The sequence below is a fragment of the Bradyrhizobium diazoefficiens genome (assembly GCF_016616885.1).
Taxonomy (GTDB): Bacteria; Pseudomonadota; Alphaproteobacteria; order Rhizobiales; family Xanthobacteraceae; genus Bradyrhizobium; species Bradyrhizobium diazoefficiens_F.
In genome coordinates this window covers 6,690,888-6,711,074 of sequence record NZ_CP067102.1, presented here as the reverse complement: position 1 = coordinate 6,711,074, position 20,187 = coordinate 6,690,888, and the positions used below count along the sequence as shown (strand labels likewise).

General features: G+C 64.5%; 18 protein-coding genes. 13 read left to right on the top strand and 5 right to left on the bottom strand.

The annotated features are described in order from the left end of the window. Positions 1–13 precede the first annotated feature (13 nt). The 7 genes from JJC00_RS31215 (at position 14) to JJC00_RS31185 (ending at position 8,711) form a co-directional block, all read left to right on the top strand. Positions 14–592 (top strand): alkylhydroperoxidase domain protein, encoded by a 579-nt coding sequence (locus JJC00_RS31215; protein ID WP_200469641.1) that lies wholly within the window; start codon positions 14–16, stop codon positions 590–592. Between the two features lie 61 nt (positions 593–653). Then, positions 654–1,811, top strand: a complete 1,158-nt coding sequence (locus JJC00_RS31210; protein ID WP_200469640.1) for an ABC transporter substrate-binding protein — start codon at positions 654–656, stop codon at positions 1,809–1,811. Positions 1,812–1,864: 53 nt separating this feature from the next. Further along, complete coding sequence (locus JJC00_RS31205; protein WP_200469639.1) at positions 1,865–3,688, top strand: ABC transporter permease; 1,824 nt, start codon at positions 1,865–1,867, stop codon at positions 3,686–3,688. Then, a complete protein-coding gene (locus JJC00_RS31200; RefSeq protein ID WP_200469638.1) occupies positions 3,688–4,536 on the top strand; it encodes an ABC transporter ATP-binding protein in 849 nt (282 codons plus the stop codon). Before JJC00_RS31205 ends, JJC00_RS31200 begins: the two co-directional genes overlap by 1 nt. Next, complete coding sequence (locus tag JJC00_RS31195; protein WP_200469637.1) at positions 4,533–5,273, top strand: ABC transporter ATP-binding protein; 741 nt, start codon at positions 4,533–4,535, stop codon at positions 5,271–5,273. The genes JJC00_RS31200 and JJC00_RS31195 overlap by 4 nt, the downstream gene beginning before the upstream one ends. A 104-nt stretch (positions 5,274–5,377) precedes the next feature. Next, entirely contained in the window at positions 5,378–6,442 is a 1,065-nt protein-coding gene (locus JJC00_RS31190) for a HoxN/HupN/NixA family nickel/cobalt transporter (protein ID WP_246773981.1), read from the top strand. Then, positions 6,423–8,711 carry a TonB-dependent receptor gene (locus JJC00_RS31185; protein WP_200469636.1) on the top strand — a complete coding sequence of 763 codons (2,289 nt, stop codon included), beginning with the start codon at positions 6,423–6,425 and terminating at the stop codon, positions 8,709–8,711. The genes JJC00_RS31190 and JJC00_RS31185 overlap by 20 nt, the downstream gene beginning before the upstream one ends. A 7-nt stretch (positions 8,712–8,718) precedes the next feature. Here JJC00_RS31185 and JJC00_RS31180 read toward each other — a convergent pair whose 3' ends face one another. Further along, on the bottom strand, positions 8,719–10,230 hold the full coding sequence (locus JJC00_RS31180; protein WP_200469635.1) for an ATP-binding protein: 1,512 nt from the start codon (positions 10,228–10,230) through the stop codon (positions 8,719–8,721). Between the two features lie 358 nt (positions 10,231–10,588). On the opposite strand from JJC00_RS31180, the gene JJC00_RS31175 reads away from it, so the two are divergent. Further along, the gene (locus JJC00_RS31175) at positions 10,589–11,653 is read left to right on the top strand and encodes a ketopantoate reductase family protein (RefSeq protein WP_200469634.1); all 1,065 of its coding nucleotides are present in this window, start codon (positions 10,589–10,591) and stop codon (positions 11,651–11,653) included. 563 nt (positions 11,654–12,216) lie between these two features. Here the strand turns inward: JJC00_RS31175 and JJC00_RS31170 are convergent. From JJC00_RS31170 to JJC00_RS31155, 4 genes are all read right to left on the bottom strand, one after another. Then, on the bottom strand, positions 12,217–12,852 hold the full coding sequence (locus JJC00_RS31170) for a MarR family winged helix-turn-helix transcriptional regulator (protein WP_200469633.1): 636 nt from the start codon (positions 12,850–12,852) through the stop codon (positions 12,217–12,219). 674 nt (positions 12,853–13,526) lie between these two features. Then, positions 13,527–14,852, bottom strand: coding sequence for a flagellar protein export ATPase FliI (gene fliI, locus JJC00_RS31165; RefSeq protein WP_200469632.1), 1,326 nt, complete (start codon positions 14,850–14,852; stop codon positions 13,527–13,529). A 36-nt stretch (positions 14,853–14,888) separates the two neighbouring features. After that, positions 14,889–15,617, bottom strand: coding sequence for a flagellar basal-body rod protein FlgF (gene flgF / locus JJC00_RS31160; protein ID WP_200469631.1), 729 nt, complete (start codon positions 15,615–15,617; stop codon positions 14,889–14,891). A 3-nt stretch (positions 15,618–15,620) separates the two neighbouring features. Beyond that, positions 15,621–16,412: a DUF1217 domain-containing protein gene (locus JJC00_RS31155; protein WP_200469630.1), complete on the bottom strand. Its 792-nt coding sequence runs from the start codon at positions 16,410–16,412 to the stop codon at positions 15,621–15,623. A gap of 142 nt (positions 16,413–16,554) precedes the next feature. On the opposite strand from JJC00_RS31155, the gene motA reads away from it, so the two are divergent. From motA to JJC00_RS31130, 5 genes are all read left to right on the top strand, one after another. Then, complete coding sequence (gene motA / locus JJC00_RS31150) at positions 16,555–17,451, top strand: flagellar motor stator protein MotA (RefSeq protein WP_200469629.1); 897 nt, start codon at positions 16,555–16,557, stop codon at positions 17,449–17,451. Beyond that, positions 17,448–18,389, top strand: a complete 942-nt coding sequence (locus tag JJC00_RS31145; protein WP_200469628.1) for a flagellar motor switch protein FliM — start codon at positions 17,448–17,450, stop codon at positions 18,387–18,389. Before motA ends, JJC00_RS31145 begins: the two co-directional genes overlap by 4 nt. Continuing rightward, the gene (locus JJC00_RS31140; protein WP_200469627.1) at positions 18,370–18,684 is read left to right on the top strand and encodes a hypothetical protein; all 315 of its coding nucleotides are present in this window, start codon (positions 18,370–18,372) and stop codon (positions 18,682–18,684) included. Before JJC00_RS31145 ends, JJC00_RS31140 begins: the two co-directional genes overlap by 20 nt. Before the next feature lie 75 nt (positions 18,685–18,759). Beyond that, positions 18,760–19,134: a flagellar motor switch protein FliN gene (gene fliN, locus JJC00_RS31135; RefSeq protein WP_200469626.1), complete on the top strand. Its 375-nt coding sequence runs from the start codon at positions 18,760–18,762 to the stop codon at positions 19,132–19,134. A gap of 2 nt (positions 19,135–19,136) precedes the next feature. Continuing rightward, a complete protein-coding gene (locus JJC00_RS31130; RefSeq protein ID WP_200469625.1) occupies positions 19,137–20,177 on the top strand; it encodes a flagellar motor switch protein FliG in 1,041 nt (346 codons plus the stop codon). Positions 20,178–20,187: the final 10 nt, after the last annotated feature.

Below are 20,187 nucleotides of genomic sequence, written 5' to 3'. Positions count from 1 at the left end.
AGGAGGCTGCATCATGAGCGCCACCGTCAATCCGCCCGTCGTCTTCACCCAGGACGAGCTCGGCTGGGTCTCCTGGATCGAGCCGCTGCCCGAGGCCGAGCTCACCGAGCGGCATTTCGCCGGCCTGGTCGATCGCGCCCGCGCCAAGTCGGAATATTTCCGTCTGCTGGTGCGTGATCCCGAGGTGCTGGAAGCCCGCACCAAGACCGACAAGGACATCTTCTACAACGTCGCCGACGGCCTGCCGCGCGCAGAGCGTGAGCTCGCCGCGGCTGCGACCTCGCGCTACAACGGCTGCATCTATTGCGCCTCGGTGCATGCGCGCTTCGCCAGCACCTATTCCAAGCGCCGTGAGGACGTGCAGAAGCTGCTGGATGAAGGCGTCAGTGCCGATCTCGGAGAGCGTTGGAATGCCGTGGTCAAAGCCTCGGCGGCGCTGGCGTCGACGCCCATCGCGTTCGGCCCCGACAATATCGCGGAGCTGCGCCGCGCCGGTCTCGACGACGCGGAGATCGTCGACGTCATCAACGGCGCCTCGTTCTTCAACTGGGCGAACCGGCTGATGCTGTCGCTCGGCGAGCCCTCGAAATAGCCGATCTCACCGGCATAAGAATTGCTGCTTGTTTGTAACACCTGACTGGATGGAGCCTCCCATGAGCAACATCAATCGTCGAACCCTGGTCAAGGGCTCGCTGGCCGCCGCAATCGCGGGAACAGCATTTTCGCGCGCGACCCTCGCGGACAACGCCGAGCCGATCCTGCTCGGCGTTAGCGGTCCCCTCACGGGGCCGAACGCGCAATATGGCACGCAATGGAAGCAGGGCTTTGATCTCGCGCTCGACGAGATCCTCGCATCCGGCGGGATCAACGGCCGCAAGCTCGCCTATACCTTCGAGGATAGCCAGAGCGACCCGCGCCAGTCGGTGGCAATCGCCCAGAAATTCGTCTCCGATCCGCGCATCGTCCTGGAGCTCGGCGATTTCTCCAGTCCGGCGTCGATGGCGGCCTCGCCGATCTATCAGCGCGGCGGCCTCGTGCAGTTCGGCTTCACCAATTCGCACCCTGACTTCACCAAGGGCGGTGACTTCATGTGGAGCACGTCTGTCAGCCAGGCCGACGAGCAGCCGCTGCTGGCGGCCTATGCCGTGAAGAAGCTGGGCCTGAAGAAGCTTGCGGTGCTGCACCTCAACACCGATTGGGGCCGCACCAGCCGCGACTACTTCAACAAGGCCGCCAAGGAATATGGCGCAGAAATCGTCGTTACCGAAGGCTATATCGCCGAGGAGCGCGACTTCCGCTCCACGCTGGTGCGCGTGCGCGACGCCAATCCGGACGGGCTGGTCCTGATCTCCTACTATTCCGACGGCGCGCTGATCGCGCGACAGGCGCGGCAGGTCGGGCTGAAGCAGGTGATCTGCGCCGCGAGCTCGGTCTACTCGCCGAAATTTCTCGAGCTCGGCGGCGACGCGGTCGAGGACGTCCATGTCGGCACGCGCTACTTCCCGGAGGACCCGCGGCCCGAGGTGCAGAAATTCATCGCCGGCTTCAAGAAGAAGTACAACGGGGTCGAGCCCGACGCCTTCAACGCCTACGCCTATGATGCCATGAACATGGCCGCTGCCGTGGTGAAGATCGGCGGCACCGACCGCAAGGCGATCCGCGACGCCTTTACCAAGGTCAAGGACGTCCCGAGCGTCATCTTCGGCACCGCGACGTTCGACGTTGCGAGCCGCCGCGTCAAGGGCGCGATGAATGCCGAGCTTGTCGTGCGCAAGGGCCAGTTCGCGCTTTGGGACGGCAAGCCGACCTGACATGATGGCCGGAGCGCTCGCGCCGGCCTTTCTCCGTTCATTAGGAATCCTGCGTGTCTTCCTGGCTCGACTACACCATCAACGGGCTGATCGTCGGTAACGTATACGCCCTTGTTGCGGTCGGGCTCGCGCTGATCTTCGGCGTCAGCCGGCTGATCAACTTTGCGCAGGGATCGATCTATCTCGTCGGCGGCTATATCGGCTGGGTCGCGGTGGTGCAGCTACATACGCCGCTGCCGCTCACCATCATCTTCGTCGCGGTGGCGGCGGCGCTGGTTGGGCTGATCATCGAGCGGTTCGGCCTGCGGCCGCTGCAGAACTCGGTGCGCATCGCGCCGCTGCTGGCGACGATCGGCATCAGCTTCGTGCTCGATCAGCTGGTGATGCTGACCTTCTCGCCCAATCCACGCGCGTTACCGAGCCAGTTGCCGGACGTGCGCTTCCAGGTCGGCGGCGGCACGATCGGGCCGCTTGATCTGCTCATCGCCGGCGTCGGCATCAGTAGTGCGCTACTGCTGTTCGTGTTCCTGCGCTACAGCAAGCTCGGCTGGGCGGTGCGCGCGGCCTCGCAGGATCGCGACGCCGCGATGCAGATGGGTGTCGACGTCAACCGCGTCAATCAGGCGGTGTTCGGCATTGCCGCTGCGCTCGGCGGCGTCTCCGGCCTGCTGGTCGGCATGTACTACAACCAGATCGACACCGCGATGAGTCTGCAGGCGACGCTGAAGGGCGTCGTCGCCGAAGTCGTCGGTGGCGCCGGCAACGTGCCGGGCGCCGTGGTCGGCAGCCTGCTGCTCGGGCTTGTCGAGAGCTACGGCGTTGCCGTGTTCGGCACCAGCTATCGTAATCTGTTCGCCTTCCTGCTCTTGGTCGTCGTTCTCGTGCTGCGGCCGAACGGCCTGTTCGCAAGCGCCCGGCAGGCGCCGCCTGAGCCGCTCACCGGCACGTTCATCGCCCCAAGCCGGCCGGTGCGCATTCCGCGCTGGGCCTTGGCTGTCGCGGTCGCCGTCTTCGCGATCCTGCCGCTGCTTCCGGTGTCCTTTTACGTGCTCCAGACCCTGATCAACGCCTGGCTGCTCGGCTTGCTCGCGCTCAGCCTCACGCTGGTGGCCGGCACGATCGGCCAGGTCTCGCTGGGCCACGCCGCACTGCTCGCGATCGGCGCCTATACGTCGGCGCTGCTGTCACTGACATTAGCCGTTCCCGTCGGTCTCGCCATCATCGCCGGCGGCCTGATGAGCGCGGCGCTCGGCACGCTTCTGATCTCGCCGTCGTTCCGCCTGCGCGGGCATTACGTCTCGATCGCGACACTCGCCATCGGCGAGATCGTGTCGCTGGTGATCTTGAACTGGGAAAGCGTCACCCGTGGCCCGATCGGCATCTCCGGCATCCCGCCGCTGTCGCTGCTCGGCTATGATCTGATCAGCCCCACGTCTGTGTACTGGTTCAGCTTTGGCGTGATGGTCGCGCTGGCGCTGCTCCAGGCGCGGCTAATCTCATCGCATCTCGGCCGCAGCTTTCGCGCTATCCGCGACGACGACATCGCCGCGCGCGCCTATGGCCTCAGCCTGAACCGTTACAAATCGCTCGCCTTCATCTTCGGCGGGTTTGCAGCGGGCGTCAGCGGCGGTATCGCCGCGCATCTCTATTCCTACATCAACCACGAAACCTTCAACACGCAGCAATCCATTTTGGCGCTGACGGTCGTGATCCTCGGCGGCCTCGGCAACGTCGTCGGTGCCGTCGTTGGAGCTGTTGCGCTGGTCGGTCTGCCGGAAGTGTTCCGGATCGCCGCTGAATATCGCATCCTGATCTACGGCATCGTGCTGTTGCTGCTCGTGCGATTCAGGCCGCAGGGCCTGTTGGGGACGATCTGATGGCGGACACGGATGCACCGCTGTTGTCCCTGCGCGGCTTGACCCGGCGCTTCGGCGGCCTCACGGCCGTTGACGGTATCGATCTTGACCTCGCCAAGGGTGGGCTCGTCAGCATCATCGGCCCGAACGGCGCCGGCAAGACCACGCTGTTCAATCTCGTGACCGGGCTCGACCGGCCGGATGCAGGCGAGGTCCGGTTCGAGGGACAGGACATCACCGGGCTTTCGCCGGAACGGCTGGCTGGCCGTGGCATCGCGCGCACGTTCCAGCTCGGCCGCGTCTTCGGCAATCTCAGCGTGATGGACAACGTCCTGATCGGCGCCCATACGCGCCTGCGCGCCGTGAAGCCGGCCGTGCCGGTGATCGGCCCGCTGCTCGAGTTGGGCCTGGCGCTGTTGCGCCCTTCCGGCGTCAAAGCCGAGGAAGAGCGCCTGCGCGAAGAGTTGAAGGCCATTCTCGCCCGCTTTGGCGAGCGGCTGCTGCCACGGATCGACCAACCCGCCTACAGCCTCTCTTACGCCAACCGCCGCCGCGTCGAAATTGCGCGAGCGCTCGCGCTGAAGCCGCGCCTGTTGCTGCTCGACGAGCCCACCGCCGGCATGAACCCGAGCGAGACCGCGGAGATGCAGGGCCTCGTCGCCGAACTGAAGGCGGAGGGGCTGACCATCGTCCTGATCGAGCACAAGCTGGAGATGGTGATGCGCCTCTCCGACCGCGTCATCGTCATGGACGAAGGCAAGAAGATCGCGGAAGGGCGGGGCGACGAGGTTCGCAACGATCCCAAGGTGATCGAGGCCTATCTCGGCCACGGCCTGTCGGGGACCGCAGAGCAGGAGAGTGCGGCATGATGGCGAGCGCACCCGAACCGCTGCTGGCGCTTTCGAACGTCAACACGTTCTATGGCCAGGCCCAGGTGCATTTCGACCTGTCGATATCAGTCGGCCGCGGCCACATCGTCTGTCTGCTCGGCGGCAATGCCAGCGGCAAGTCGACGACGATGAAGATCATCCTTGGTCTGGTGAAACCGCGCTCGGGCGAGGTGACGTTCGACGGCGCCTCGCTGATCGGGCTCACCACGCCGCAGATCGTTCGCCGCGGCATCGCCTCGGTGCCGGAGGCGCGGCGGTTGTTCGCGGACATGAGCGTGCGCGAGAACATCTTGATGGGCGCCTTCGTGCGCAACGACCGCGAGGCGATCGCGCAGGATCTCGACAAGATGCTGACGCTGTTTCCAAAACTCGGGCAGCGGCTGTCGCAGCGCGCGGGTTCTTTGTCCGGCGGCGAGCAGCAGATGGTCGCGATGGCACGCGCGCTGATGAGCCGTCCCAGGATGATCGTGATGGACGAACCGACGATGGGCCTGTCGCCGCTCTATGTCGATCGTGTGCTGGAGCTGATCCGCACCATCAACCAGGAGGGCGTCTCGGTCTTCATGGTCGAGCAGAACGCCAGCCTCGCGCTCGAAATCGCGCACGAGGCCTATGTGCTCCAGACCGGCAAGATCGTGCTGTCGGGCTCGGCCCGGACGCTGAAGGACGATCCCCGCGTGCGCGACGCCTATCTCGGCGGATCTGAAGCGGCGTAAGACGCTATGCACGAAAACTGTCCCGGTGCCGCCGGATTGCACTGGTTAGTATGACCATTTTCTGAAAAGATCATACCATTGACGCAACGAGGCGCGGCGGCGGGATGAGTTTCGTGACGAAGTCTTTGCGGGCGGCCGAGCCCAAAATGGTGCTGATGTTCGGCGGGCTCGTCGCTGCCAACATCGCCGCATGGGCCTGGGCGTTCGCGCTGTTTTCCGACCGGCCGACTGTCATGGCGACCGCGCTGCTCGCCTGGGTGTTCGGCCTGCGTCACGCCGTCGATGCCGACCACATCGCCGCCATCGACAATGTCGTGCGCAAGCTGATGCAGGCGGGCGATACGCCGCGATCGGTCGGGCTCTATTTCGCGCTCGGCCATTCCAGCGTGGTCGCGGTCGCGACCATGCTGCTTGCGCTCGGCGTGGTCAGCCTCGGCGGCGACAGCCTGCTGAGGGAGATCGGCAGCCTGATCGGCACGTCGGTGTCGGCGCTGTTTTTGCTCGTGATCGCAGCGATCAATCTCGTCATCTTCGCCGGCCTGTGGCGAACCTTTCGCGCGGCGCGCGCGCAGGGCGTTCATGACGCAAGCCAGCTCGACGCGCTGCTTGCCCATCGCGGATTTCTCGCGCGCCTGTTCGGTCCGCTGTTCCGCCTGGTGACAAAACCCCGGCACATGTTTCCGCTTGGATTGCTGTTCGGGCTCGGCTTCGACACCGCGACCGAGATTGGCCTGCTCAGCATCTCCGCCACCGAAGCGGCGCGCGGTGCCTCGCTCGCCGACATCCTGGTCTTCCCCGCACTGTTCGCTTCAGGCATGGCGCTGGTCGACACCGCCGACTCCGCGCTGATGGTGAGCGCCTATCGCTGGGCCTTTGTCGATCCCATGCGAAAGCTCTGGTACAACCTCACGGTCACTGGCGCGTCCGTAGCGGTTGCGCTGTTCATCGGCGGCATCGAGGCGCTTGGCCTGATCGCCGATCGCCTCGGCCTTTCCGGTGGCATTTGGTCGCTGGTCGATAGCCTCAACGAGTCGCTCGCCAATGTCGGCTTCGCGGTGATCGCGCTGTTCGCGATCGCCTGGCTCGTCTCAAGCGTGCTCTACCGCCGTATGTTCGCAGACGCGCGCGGCGCCGCGCCGGATGGTCTCGATGCGACCGAGGCTGCCTGAGCGCTGCCGTCGTTGCGTCATTCTCGCGGCGCTTCCGGCCTTCGTCCTCGTCGCAGATGACGGCTGCGCGTTCGCGCAGAGCGAGCTGCCGCCGATCCTGGTCACCGGCGGTGAGGCGCCGCATCGCAAGAGACCGCCCACGCCGCGACGCGCTGTTGAACCGACCGCGGTAACGCGCCATGTCGTCGCCCCGCCGGCGCCTGCTTCCGCAGGCATCGCCTCCGGCGCCAAGGGCCCGCCGAGCATGGCGAGCGAACGCACAATCTCCGGCGAAGCGATCAACGCACGCACCTTCACGCGGCCGGGCGAGGCGCTCGAAGCCGTGCCGGGGTTGATCGTCACCCAGCATTCCGGCGAGGGCAAAGCCAACCAGTATTTTCTGCGTGGCTATAATCTCGACCACGGCACCGATCTCGCGATCTATGTCGACGATGTCCCTGTCAACATACGCACGCATGCACATGGCCAGGGCTATGCCGACCTGAACTGGCTAATCCCTGAGACCATCGGCGCGATGGACGTGCGCAAGGGGCCGTATTTCGCCGACGAGGGTGATTTCGCCTCGGTCGGCAGCATTCATATCGGCCTGATCGACCGCGCCGAAAAAGGCCTCGCGCAAGTGACCGTCGGCAGCTTTGGCTATCTTCGTCTGCTCGGCATGAATTCTACCAAAGTGGGTGATGGGTCGTTGCTCGTTGCCAGCGAGATCGGCACCTATAATGGTCCCTGGGACAATCCGGACAATATGCGCAAGCTCAACGGGCTCGTGCGTTACAGCCAGGGCACCGCGACCGACGGCGTCTCCGTCACCGGCATGGCCTACACGAACAAATGGAATTCGACTGATCAGGTGCCGCAACGCGCGATCACCAGCGATTTTCTCGATCGCTTCGGCGCGGAAGATCCGACCGACGGCGGCAACGCCAACCGCTTTGCGCTGTCGGGCCGCGTGGCGCAGAGCGACGATCTCGGCTCCTGGAAAGCGAATGCTTATGTAGTGAAGAGCCAGCTCGACCTCTTCAACAACTTCACCTACTTCCTCAGCGATCCCGTCTTCGGCGACCAGTTTCACCAGCACGACGACCGCCTGATGGCCGGCGCCAACATCTCACGCATGCTAAACGGCTCGTTCGCTGGCCTGCCGATGCAGACGACATTTGGTTTGCAATCGCGCTACGATGCGATCGACCTCGCGCTCTCCAACACATTCCAGCGCGGTTTCCTGTCAAATATCCGCAGCGACAAGGTGGGCGAGGGCAGCGTCGGCGTTTATGCCGAGAACACCGTGCGCTGGACCGACTGGCTCCGGACCACGGTCGGCTGGCGCGGCGAATACTACGCCGCCGACGTCACCTCGCTGTTCAATTCGAACAACTCCGGCAGCGTCAACGCCTCGCTCGGCAGCCCGAAATTCAGGGTGGTACTCGGGCCCTTCAACCAGACCGAATTCTTCCTCGGCGCCGGCTATGGCATGCATTCGAATGATGCGCGCGGCGCGACAACGACGGAAGACCCGGGCGATCCCGGCACAAAACTCTCGCCGTCACCGCTGCTGGTGCGCACGCGCGGTGCAGAGGTTGGCGTTCGCACGAGAATCATCCCTGGGCTCGATAGCTCCTTCAGCGTCTTTATCCTCGACCAGGATTCCGAGATACTGTTCTCGGGCGATGCCGGCGATACCGAGGCGACACGCGCCAGCCGCCGTTACGGGTTCGAGTGGACCAACCATTACCGCCCAAGATCCTGGATCGACATCGATGCCGACCTCGCGATGACGCATGCGCGCTTTCGCGGCTCCGATAGTGAGCAGGCCGCGGTCTATGCCTCGCTGGCCGGCTATCCGGAGGCACAGATCGGCAATGCGCCCGGCAATTACATTCCGAACGCGCCGCCAATGGTGGCGTCGGCCGGCATCACGCTCGGCGAGAAGACCGGCTGGTTCGGTGGTGTGCGCTGGCGCTATCTGGCAGCGAGCCCGCTGACGGAGGACAACGCGTTCCGCTCATCAGCGACCAGCATCTTCAACGGCCGCCTCGGCTATCGCGCCGACAATGGCTGGCGCATCCAGCTCGACGTGCTCAATCTGTTCAACACGCAGGCAAACCAGATCACCTATGCTTATGGTTCGCTGCTCAAGACCGACACGCTCTACAATCTCTGCACGTCAGGCGTTGCACCGATCGCAGTCTGCCAGAACGGTGTGATGGATTACGTGCTGCACCCGGTCGAGCCGCTGACGTTTCGCCTCACCGTGGCGGGCGCCTTTTAGTGTGCGATCAGGCCGTCGCCGCGCTCGCGACCTGCTCCGCCGGCAGATCGTCGCCATTGGGATCGCCCGGCGCAGTCGCCCAGGCCAATTCCACCAGCGTCACAAACCTGCGTCCGCCGCCGTCGAGCTGGACGACGATCAGGCCCTGCTCCTCCATATAGCCGAGCAGGCGCTGCGCCCGGCGCAGCGAATGCGAGCCGTAGGCGCGCGCGATCGCGGCATCGCCGGGGCAGGGCCAGCCTTCCTTTGCCGCGCGCGCGATCATCATGAACACGCCCTGCATGTCGTCGGGCAGGATCGAGGCGCGCAGCGTCACCTCCTGCCAGGCATCGTCATCGGCGATCTCGGTGCCGAGGCCGGCGCGCGCGTGCGTCAGCATGCGGCGGAATTCGCCGAGGTCGGGGACGGCCGCGCCGAGGCCCTCGATGCGGCAGCGGACCACGAATTCCTGATAGAGCACGCCGATGGCGCGGAAGCCGGCATCGGGCGCGGCCAGCACGGCGCGCAACGTACGATCGACGCGTTCGCGCCGTTCCGCGAGCTCCTCGGGACTGACCGGGATCTCGACCACCTCGGGGCTGACCTCAGGCACTGCCGCCTTTGCCGCGCGGAGCTGCTCGAGCAGGTCCGGCGCCGGTCGGCGCTGCGGCCGGCTCGCATCCGGCGGTGGCGCGGCCAGGATCACGGCGCGCGCATCCTCCAGCATCGCTTCGGGCATCGGCATCAGCCGTGGCGTCGAATTGCGCGGGGAGGTCGTGGTGGGGCCGATGTTCAGCCGCAGCGGACGGCGCGACAGCGCGGGTCCCAGCGCCATGAACTGCCCGCGTTCGAGATCGCGAAAGGCTTCGGCCTGCCGCCGCTCCATGCCGAGCAGATCGGCGGCGCGCGCCATGTCGATGTCGAGGAAGGTCCGGCCCATCAGAAAATTCGAGGCTTCCGCCGCGACGTTCTTGGCGAGCTTTGCCAAACGTTGCGTCGCGATGATGCCGGCGAGGCCGCGTTTGCGGCCGCGGCACATCAGATTGGTCATGGCGCTGAGCGAGAGTTTGCGCGCCTCGTCCGACACTTCGCCCGCGACCGCCGGTGCGAACAGCTGCGCTTCGTCGACGACCACCAGCATCGGGTACCAATGGTCGCGCTCGACGTCGAACAGGCCGCCGAGGAAGGCGGCTGCGCGCCGCATCTGGTTCTCGGCATCCAGCCCTTCGAGATTGAGCACGGTGGAGACCCGATGCAGCCGCGCGCGCTCGCCCGCGACCTGAAGGCCGCGCTCGGTGTGATCCTCGCCCTCGATGACCAGATGGCCGAAGCGCTCGGCCAGCGTGACGAAATCGCCTTCGGGGTCGATGATGGCCTGCTGCACCCAGGGTGCGCTCTGCTCGAGCAGGCGCCGCAACAGATGCGACTTGCCGGAGCCGGAATTGCCCTGCACCAGGAGACGGGTCGCCAGGAGTTCCTCGAGGTCCATGGCCGCCCCGGCGCCCGCCGTGGTCAACCCCATCTCGATCGCAACCGTCATGTCCCGACTCAGGCCCTTCCATTCGCCGAGAGCGGCTTATCAATCGGATCGGGATGCGTCGAGTGAAACACGGCGAACCACGCCGCGTTGCCCACGGCGGATTTCAGTCGAGATTCGAAAACCGTAGAAGTGCGGCCCGGGATGAAGGGCGGATGACCGGCGATCCAGACTTCGGTAAAACAGCATTTACTTCAAGGGGGCCGCGCCGGTGGATTCGTCCGCACAGTGGAATATCCGGTGGCTCCTTGTATGCATTATCCCAGTTGCCATCCCCAGCCAGTTTGCCTTACATGCCGCCAACGCACCTGAGGATGACGCCCGGGGCTCAAAAAACCGCACAATTTGTCGAGGGACGAACATGGCGCGTAACGTTCTGATTCTGGGAGCTTCTTACGGCTCCCTGCTGGGCACCAAGCTGCTGATGGCTGGGCACAACGTGACCCTGGTCTGCCGGTCCAAGACCGCGGAGTTGATCAATCGCGACGGCACCGAGGTGCGCATCAAGCTGCGCGACGAGGCGGTGCATCGCGCGATCTTCTCGCGCGACCTGCCCGGCAAGCTCGACGCGGTCACGCCGCAGAATGTCGACGTCTCGCGCTATGATCTCGTCGGCCTTGCGATGCAGGAGCCGCAATACACCAACCACACCGTCCGCATGCTCATGATCAAGATCGCCGCGGCGAAGCTGCCGTGCCTCTCGATCATGAACATGCCGCCGCTGCCTTATCTCAAGCGCATTCCGGCGCTCGCCAACATGGATCTCGAGGAGGCCTACACCAATGCGCAGGTGTGGGAGCGGTTCGAGCCGGGGCTGGTGACGCTGTGCTCGCCCGATCCGCAGGCCTTCCGTCCGCCGGAAGAGGCGGCGAACGTGCTGCACGTCGGCCTGCCCACGAATTTCAAGGCCTCGGCCTTCGCCGACGAGAAGCACAACAAGGTGCTGCGCGAGCTCGAGGCCGATATCGACGCGGTGACGCTCGACGGTCGTGACGTGCCGGTGAAGCTGAAAATCTTCGAGTCCCTGTTCGTGCCGCTGGCGAAATGGTCGATGCTGCTCACCGGCAACTACCGCTGCATCACGCCGCATGAGCCGCAGTCGATCCGCGACGCCGTGCACGGCGACTTCGCGCGCTCGCAGATGATCTACGACCATGTCGACGCCATCGCCCGCCGCCTCGGCGCCGATCCGAAGGACCAGGTGCCGTTTGCGAAATACGCCAAGGCCGCCGAAAGCCTGCTCAAGCCGTCGTCGGCGGCGCGGGCCGTGGCCGGCGGCGCGCCGTTCATCGAGCGCGTCGACCTTCTGGTGAAATTGATCTCGCATCAGATCGGCGCGCCCAATGCCGAGATCGACCGCACGGTCGATACCGTCGATCAGAAGCTGAACGAAAAGATCGTGCAGGGCGGATCGGGCGCGCAGTAGCGGCGCGGGCGCCCGGCGGGCAAAACACCTGAAAGGGCTGTCAATCCGGGTCGGTAAAGATATTCCACTTTTACCGAAATTCGGATTTTGCGTATGCGTTCGCCCATTCCGGCTCATCTTAAGGGGCGATCGTAAGCCCGGTCTTCCCCTGCGCCCTTGGACAAAGGGTGGAGTGATCAAGCAAAGCTCGGGCGAATTGCGTCGCGAGACTGCGAAGGCGTGTCTGGAGCTGCACACTCGCTGTCATCGCCCGGCTTGCCCGGGCGATCCAGTCCTCCGAGGCGGTTGTAATCGATCCGAGAGGCCGCGGCGTACTGGATTCCCCGCCTGCCGCCTACGCTGAAGCTTCGGCGCGCCAACACGACAAACCTCGGCGAAGCCTTGGCGTAGCCGGGTCGCGGGGAATGACAGCGTCATTTGGAGAGCGAAGCCGTTGCATCATACTCCGTCATTGCGAGCGCAGCGAAGCAATCCAGAATCCCTCCGCGGAAAGACTCTGGATTGCTTCGCTGCGCTCGCAATGACGACGTAGAGGCAGTAATGCGTCACATCGCGCCGTCGCCTCAACTCTGGCTTGCGACGCGCGCGCGATCGAGATGCTCCTCGATCTTGGGGCGGTCACGGGTGCGCTCGAAGCTGGTGCAGAGCAGCTCCGTCTCCTCGAGCGAGATGGGCGCGCGATACAGCCGGCACATGAACTCGGCGGTGGCGCGACCCTTGCCGGTGCCGGGGCTGCGCTCGGCCAGGAACATGCAATCGCGACAAATGCTGGCATCGAGCCGCTGATGGGCTGCGTCGAGATGATTGAGAACCTCGCGGAGCGAGTCGCGCAGCCGGAGGCGTTCGTCCGTCTCGAGGGCACTGACTGCGTTGACAACGTGATTGATCGGATCGTGCTGGCTCAAGCATTTCTCGCCCTGCGCGGTGACGTGGAGCACGACAGAACGCTTGTCTTCCTGCGACGGTTTCCGCACCAGGAAGGATTTGCTCTCGAGCGTCTTCACGATCTGAGATGCGGTCGCCCTGGTCGCGCCGATGAAACCGGCCAGCGCCGATGGTGTGCGCGAGAAACGATTGGCGCGGCCGAGAAAGCGCAGCGCCATCCATTCCCGATCGCGCAACCCGTGTTGATTGCCTTCGAAATACCAGGCTCTGGCCGCCTGAACCAGCAGCTCGACGGCTTCGCGTGCCAACGGCATAAATTCCTACCTCGCCCCGGGAATCGCGTGTGCGGCGCCCCGAAGCCGCTTTCCACCATGGCGCATGCCCGGGCTGCCGTCAGTGCCGGACGATGGATCGGAGTTGTACAACCGAAGCCCCTGAGTTCAAGTCGCACGCAGACGTTCCTTATGTGCGACCGAAACGATGAATGAGCTTCTCAACAAAATCAAGTCAAGACACTCGTGGCGAACAGATGTCGTTGCAGACGAATGTAACGTTCAAGACAAGATCGTTGTTCAGGACACATGATGGTGAACGCAGTGCGCAGTCTAACGCGCTAGATGCACGTCGTTCTACGCCGGTTTGATTGCACGGATATTGCTGTCCGTTGTTGATGCAGGATGATCGAAGCTTGTGCACGACAGGCGCCGCGCAACACGAAAATCATCCACAGCTTCCGCGATCTGCTTTTCGGAATCGTCAGGTTGGCGTCAGTGGAACTCGAGAGGATTACACGTGACGGTTGTTGCAGTGTCGTGGCTGGAGTATCATCCGCGTGTCGTATTCCACGACTATGCTGATCGTCTCGTCCAAATGGTTGAGATTCGCGCGGCGACCATTGCTGGCGAGCAAACGCCTATGCGGTTTGTGCCACGACATGCGCGCATCGAGGGCAAGATGCGCGGACGCGCCCGGCTGGCAGCCTGCGCCGCTAGTCGCCCTTGAGCATGTCCCTGAGCTCGCGGAACGGATCGGCGCTCGGCGGAGCGGAGGCGTCCTGGCGCATGGCGTTGTAGATTCGCGGGACCATGTCGACCGCCTGGTCGAGCCCCGAATCACGTCCCGCCTGGTATCCGCCCATCAGGCGAAGGTCGCGGGTGTCCTCGTATTTGGCGATCAGGGTGCGCAGTTTGCTGACCAATTCACGCTCCTCGGGGTCCCAGACGTTGTGGGCGAGGCGGGAAACCGAGGCCAGCACGTCGACGGCGGGATAGCGCGCCTGGTCCGCAATGTGCCTGGAGAGCACGATGTGCCCGTCCAATGTGCTGCGGATGGTGTCGGCGATCGGCTCGTTATGGTCGTCGCCGTCGACCAGCACGGAGAAGATGCCGGTGATGGTCCCGGATCCTTCCTCGCCGGGTCCGGCGCGCTCCAGCAGGCGCGGCAGGTCGGTGAAAACCGTCGGTGCATAACCGCGCGCCACCGCGGGCTCGCCGGCTGCAAGGGCGACCTCGCGGGCGGCGTGGGCGAAACGGGTGATCGAATCGACCACGAGCAGCACCGATTCGCCGCGGTCGCGGAAATATTCGGCCACGGCCATTGCCGTCTTCGGCGCCAGCCGCCGCATCATCGGGCTTTCATCACCGGTCGATACGATGGTGACAGAGCGGTTGCGGTCGTTGCCGAGCACGTCCTCGATGAATTCGCGCACCTCGCGGCCGCGCTCGCCGACCAAAGCCAGCACGACGGTGTCAAAACCCTGGCTGCGGGCGAGCATCGCGAGCAGCGTCGATTTGCCGACGCCGGAGCCGGCAAAGATGCCGACGCGCTGGCCGGCGCAGATCGGCGCAAACAGATCGATGACGCGGACGCCGGTGCGCAGCGGCTTGTGGACGCGCGCCCGCTTCATCGCCGGCGGCGCGTCCGTCTCCGCCGAGACCGCACGCGATCCCGGGGTGAGCGGACCCATTCCGTCCAGGGGCGCGCCGAGCGCATTGATGACGCGGCCCTTCCAGCTCGGATCCGGCGCGAACGACAAGGCCGGCATGCGGTAGGCGACCGAGCCGAGCCCGCCGGCGAATTGCCGGTCGAACGGCTTTGCGACGATGCCGTCGCTGTCGATCCGCACCACCTCGCCGATCTGGGGCTTGCCGCCGGAATGGACACCGATCAGCTCGCCGAGCTTGACGGCGCGCGACAGGCCGGAGACGCGGAAATGCGTCGGCGCGATCTCGGAGATCGCGCCGCTGACGCTTGCCAGCGGCGTACTCTGCTGGAGCTCGAGCAGCGCCCACTCAAGTTGACGAAGAGCGTTCAAGGAAACCGTCCACCCAAATTACGCGCGACGCGCGGCCTACTTGCTGGGATCGCCCAGCGTCTGAATTGCATTCCGGAGCGTGCTCTCGGTGCCATCGATCAGCGAGTTGGTGCTGTCGAAGGCGCGGGAGGCCGACATCAGCTTTGTCAATTCCATCATCGGATTGGCGCTGGAGCCCTCGACATAGCCCTGCTTGAAGCCGTCCCGGCTGAAATCGCCGATGGCGGTCGCGGGCCGGTCGGGCGTGACGCTGGAATTGCCGTAGCGGTCGAGGTTGGCGTCCGCCGGAATGTTGAACAGGCCGATGGTGCCGATCTCGTTGTTGTCCTGGGTGATGGTACCGCTGCGCGAGATCGAGACCGGTCCGCCGTTCGGGTCGAGCGAGATCTGCGCACCGCCGGAATCGATGACGGGGAAGCCCGACACCGTTTGAAGGTCGCCGTTGGCGGCGAGTTGGAGCCGGCCGTCGCGGGTATAGACCGTGCCGTTGGGGCCGGCGAAGGCGATCCAGCCCTGTCCGACCACGGCGACGTCGAGCGGGTTGCCGGTCTCGGTGATGTTGCCGGCTTCGCGCGAGATGATGTTCTCGCCGGGCGAGGAGAACGCGACCGGGGTCGCGGCAGCCTTGGACAACACCGTCTCGAATTTCACCACGTCGGTGCGAAAGCCGGCCGTGTTGACGTTGGCGACATTGTTGGCGATCGTCTGGAGGCGCTTTTCGAGCGCGACCTGGGCCGACAATCCCACATAAAGAGCCGATTGCATGGCTTACCTGTTGAACTTGATGTTCTGAAGTGTCGTGAGCAAGTCGGTGTCCATGCTGGTCGACGACGTCGACGCGCCGGTGATCAGGACCAGCGCGGGGTTGGTCGAGGTGTCGCTCTGGGCCTGGATCGCGTCCCACATCGCGGCGAAGCGCTGCACGAACTTGGTGACCTTGGTCGGGTCCTGGAAATCGGCGAGATTGATCTTGTCGGTGATCATCTTGGCCTGCATGTCGATGTCGGACGATGAGATCGTCGACGACCAGCCCATCGCGGTCTGCACCACCTGGGTCAGGGCCTTGTCGGCGAGGATCTGGTAGGGGCTCGTGATCGAGGAGACCTTGCGCGTGAAGTAGAGCGCAAGCCGCAGACCCTCGTTCTGGTCGCCGGCATCCTGCTCCAATGTCTGGGTGGCATATTGGCTGGTCGTGCCGGTCGTGGCCGCGGTGCTCTGGGTCGCATTGGCGCCGAGCGCCGCGAAGTTGAAGGCGGCGGCGAAGTCCCGGTAGCGGCTGTCGCTCAGCTTGTTGGCAAAGGCGTCCTTGTCCGTGATGCCTTCGGTCAGCACCTTCCGCATGAACGCCTTGGCGTAGATCATGTCGTCCAGGCCGTAGGCCTTCATTGCATAGGAGTAGAGCTTATAGTTGTTGAGGAAATCGTCGATGCTCTTCACGTTGCCGATATTGGCCAGGTAGTAGGCGGTATCGCGGCTGACGTCAGGTTGCTGCTCGACCTGAGTCAGCGACTTGCTCATGTCCGTGGTCAGTCTGGTGTAATCCGCGATCGTGGATAGCATGGCACGCGTCCCTTTGGCCGCTATTGCGACATCGTCTCAAGCTGCCGCGAATTGCTTGCGCGGGGCTGGCCATGCCGAAGCCAGCTTCGCGCAAGCGTCGCCGACTAGATATTCCCGATGGGATCGGCGATGGAGTGGCGCGTTGCTCAGTTTCGTGGGGATTTTCATCACGGTGGCAGCACTGCTCGGCGGATTTGCCGCCATGGGCGGCCATCTGGCCGTGCTGATGCAGCCGTGGGAATTCGTGATCATCGTGGGCACCGCGGTCGGCACCTTCATCGTGGCCAATCCGTGGAAGACGGTCGTCGATACCGGGGTGGCCTGCATGCAGGCGATCACCGGCGCGGTGCCGGGTGAGCGCTATTATCTCGATCTGCTCGGGGCGCTCCATGCTCTGATGCGCGAGTTGCGCGGCAAAGGCCGCAACGAGGTCGAAGCGCATATCGACGATCCCTCGTCCTCGGAGATCTTCAAGGCGTTCCCGAGCGTGCTCGGCGATCCGGCGTTGCTCCAGTTCATCTGCGATTATGTTCGCCTCATCATCATGGGCAATGCGCGCACCCATGAGATCGAAGCGCTCATGGACGAGGAGATCCACACCATCGTGAAGAGCAAGCTGACGCCCTACCATGCGCTGGTGACGGTGTCCGAGGCGCTGCCGGCGCTCGGTATCGTTGCCGCCGTGCTCGGCGTCATCAAGGCCATGGGTGCGCTCGATCAGTCGCCGAAACTGCTCGGCGGCTTCATCGGCGCGGCGCTAGTCGGCACTTTCGCCGGCATCTTCCTGTCCTACGGCATCATTTCGCCCTTCGCGCTGAAGATCAAAATGACGCGCGAGAAGAAGTGCCGGCCCTACATCATCGTCAAGCAGACGCTGCTCGCGTTCATGAATGGCGCCATGCCGCAGATCGCGGTCGAGCACGGCCGCAAGATGATCGCGAGCGGTGAGCGGCCCTCGATCGACGTCGTCGAGAACGAGACGATCGCGGGTCCAAAAGCCGTCGTGACTGACGCTGAACCCAAGGCCGCACGCGCATGACGATGCAAGACGTCGAGACCGATCAGCGGAAGCAGCTGCCGAACTACCTGCTGGACGCAGCCGGCATCTCGATCGAACGCATGCCGATGCTCAATGTGATCTTCGATCGCATGGCAGCATCGTGCACGGACAGTCTGCAGCCGATAGCCGGAACACCCTGCTACTTCTCGGTCAATGGCATCGTCAACGACCGGGTCGGCGATATTATCAAGGACTACGAGGGCAACGCGGTCGCGGCCGTGCTCTACGCCGAACAGTGGGACTCCCGCGTCATCATCGTGCTCGACCGCGATTTCGTGTTCACGATGGTCGAAGCGATGTTCGGCTCCGACGGCGCCGAACCTCCACTCGACGTCGAGCGTTCGTTCTCGAATATCGAGATTCGCCTGGTCCAGGCGCTGTTCGAGCGGTTCGCCAAGGCGCTGCAAACCGCTTTCGCCGGCACCTCCAACGTCACCTTCCGTGTCGAGCGGGTCGAGACCGCCATGGCGTCGCTGGCGATCGGGCGGAGCGGCAACATGTCGATCTGCGCCAACATCATGCTGCAGGCGCTCTACCGCGGCGGCCAGATGTTCCTGATCGTTCCGCACTCCGCGCTCAACCCGCTGCGGCAGAAGCTCGCCCACGTCGTCGTCAGCGACGGTCGTGCGGCCGACCCGCGCTGGCGCGAGCAGATGGAGAGCGAGGTTCACCGCACCGAGGTGACGCTGAGCGCGGTGCTCGACGAGAAGATGATATCCCTCGAGGACGTCGTGAAGTTCAAGGTCGGACAGGTGCTCGAGCTCGAAGCCACGCCGCGCACGCTGGCGCGGCTCGAGAGCAACAACCAGGTGCTGTTCTGGTGCCAGATCGGCCAGCTAGATGGCTACTACGCCATGCAGGTGGCAGATCCCGTCGATCAGAAGCGGGAGTTCGTCGATGATATCCTATCTCGTTGATGCGGTGTTGCTGATCGCGCTGGCCTTCACCAGCATGCGGGTGACCCGGATGCACCGCGAGCTGGCGCGGCTGCGCAACTATCAGGGCGAATTCTCGACCATCGTTCACGAGACCGCGGGCGCCTTCGATACGGTGATCACCGCGGCGCATGATTCCACGGCAAATCTCGGCCGGCTCGCCAACGTGCTGAGCACGAAGATCGACCAGGCTCACGAGGTGATTGCGGCGCTCGATGCACGAACCGGGCTCCAGCCCGTTGCGACCGCGAACGGCGCTGAGGTCAACAAGCATTAGGGCCGGGACCGGCTGAACGGATAGATCGGAGCGTCGCGGCGCTCCGGGAGCGGAAATACCAAGAGGCGATACCAAATGGCGCAATCCTTCGACTACGAGTCAGCTACCGCATCCGATGATGCCGAGACGTCCCCGCTGGAGCGGCTGGCGGAGATCGCCGCGCGCACCGCGGAGGAGACCGGCAAGTTCGCCAATGTCGATGCCATCCTGCGCATTCCCGTCACCATGCAGGTGGTGCTGGGGTCGGCGACCATCCCGGTGGCGAACCTGATGAAGCTCGGCCGCGGCGCCGTGGTTCCGCTGGATCACCGCGTCGGCGAGCCCGTCGACGTCGTGGTCAACGGCCGTGTCGTCGCCCGCGGCGAGGTGGTCGTCGTTGAAGAGGACAATTCGCGCTTCGGTGTGTCGCTGACGGAGATCGTCGGCCCACTGGGGCAGAGTGATTCCTGACCATGGCGGCACAGGTCGGCATCGCTCCCATCAAGCAGCGAGGCGTTGCCACGCTGCGCGGAACGGAAAAGGTCGCGGCGCTCCTGCTGGCCATGGGCCGGCAGGCGGCCGCGAGCGTGCTCGCGCAGTTCGAGCCGCAGGACATCCGCATCGTCACCAAGGCCGCGGCCGAGCTACGGCCGATCACGGCGCAGGAACTCGAGTCGATCGTCGAGGAGTTCGCCCAGCAGTTCTCGATGGGTGCGAACATTCTCGGCACCCTCGGCGGCCTCGAAGCCGTGCTCGGCGATGTGCTTCCCGCCGATCAGGTCTCGGCGATCATGTCGGACCTGCTCGGCAATTCGAGCCGGTCGGTGTGGGACCGCGTCTCGTCGGTGTCGGAAAACTCGCTGGCGACCTACCTCTCCAAGGAGCATCCGCAGACCGCGGCGCTGATCCTGTCCAAGGTCAAGCCGTCCTGCGCCGCCAAGGTGATGAGCCAGTTGCCGTCAAGTCTGCGCAACGAGCTGATGCGGCGCGTGCTCAGCCTCAAGCCGATCGTCGATGACGCGCTGAAGGTTCTCGAGAAGACGCTGCACGAAGACCTGACGCTCAATTTCGCCCGCAACCTCGGCGCCGACACCTACGCCCGCGTCGCCGACATCATCAACAAGATGGAGCGCGGCCATATCGAGGACATGCTGAAGAGCCTGTCGGAGAAGCGGCCGAAGTCCGCCGAAGTGCTGAAGGAGCTGCTATTCACCTTCGACGACGTCATCAACCTGGCACCGAAGGCGCGCACCATGATCTTCGACCAGGTGCCTACCGATCGCATCGTCGTGGCGCTGAAGGGCACCGACAAGCACTTCCGCGAGTTGATCCTGTCCGCGGTCGCCTCCCGGGTCCGTCGCGTCGTCGAGCACGAGCTCGCGATCGGCGAGCCGTCGAACCAGCGCGATGTGCTGGAGGCGCGCCGCGTCATCACCGATCTCGCCCTCGACCTCGCCGAGAAGGGTGAAATCGAGCTCAATCCCGACCAGGAGGATGAGCTGGTCTTCCGCTGACCGCGAAACG

What these genes read in the sequence shown, in the direction of transcription:
- JJC00_RS31215 (WP_200469641.1), top strand. Translation starts at nt 14, where the DNA reads ATGAGCGCCACCGTCAATCCGCCCGTCGTCTTCACCCAGGACGAGCTC.
- JJC00_RS31210 (WP_200469640.1), top strand. Translation starts at nt 654, where the DNA reads ATGAGCAACATCAATCGTCGAACCCTGGTCAAGGGCTCGCTGGCCGCC.
- JJC00_RS31200 (WP_200469638.1), top strand. Translation starts at nt 3,688, where the DNA reads ATGGCGGACACGGATGCACCGCTGTTGTCCCTGCGCGGCTTGACCCGG.
- JJC00_RS31195 (WP_200469637.1), top strand. Translation starts at nt 4,533, where the DNA reads ATGATGGCGAGCGCACCCGAACCGCTGCTGGCGCTTTCGAACGTCAAC.
- JJC00_RS31190 (WP_246773981.1), top strand. Translation starts at nt 5,378, where the DNA reads ATGAGTTTCGTGACGAAGTCTTTGCGGGCGGCCGAGCCCAAAATGGTG.
- JJC00_RS31185 (WP_200469636.1), top strand. Translation starts at nt 6,423, where the DNA reads ATGCGACCGAGGCTGCCTGAGCGCTGCCGTCGTTGCGTCATTCTCGCG.
- JJC00_RS31180 (WP_200469635.1), bottom strand. Translation starts at nt 10,230, where the DNA reads ATGACGGTTGCGATCGAGATGGGGTTGACCACGGCGGGCGCCGGGGCG.
- JJC00_RS31175 (WP_200469634.1), top strand. Translation starts at nt 10,589, where the DNA reads ATGGCGCGTAACGTTCTGATTCTGGGAGCTTCTTACGGCTCCCTGCTG.
- JJC00_RS31170 (WP_200469633.1), bottom strand. Translation starts at nt 12,852, where the DNA reads ATGCCGTTGGCACGCGAAGCCGTCGAGCTGCTGGTTCAGGCGGCCAGA.
- flgF (WP_200469631.1), bottom strand. Translation starts at nt 15,617, where the DNA reads ATGCAATCGGCTCTTTATGTGGGATTGTCGGCCCAGGTCGCGCTCGAA.
- JJC00_RS31155 (WP_200469630.1), bottom strand. Translation starts at nt 16,412, where the DNA reads ATGCTATCCACGATCGCGGATTACACCAGACTGACCACGGACATGAGC.
- JJC00_RS31145 (WP_200469628.1), top strand. Translation starts at nt 17,448, where the DNA reads ATGACGATGCAAGACGTCGAGACCGATCAGCGGAAGCAGCTGCCGAAC.
- JJC00_RS31140 (WP_200469627.1), top strand. Translation starts at nt 18,370, where the DNA reads ATGATATCCTATCTCGTTGATGCGGTGTTGCTGATCGCGCTGGCCTTC.
- fliN (WP_200469626.1), top strand. Translation starts at nt 18,760, where the DNA reads ATGGCGCAATCCTTCGACTACGAGTCAGCTACCGCATCCGATGATGCC.
- JJC00_RS31130 (WP_200469625.1), top strand. Translation starts at nt 19,137, where the DNA reads ATGGCGGCACAGGTCGGCATCGCTCCCATCAAGCAGCGAGGCGTTGCC.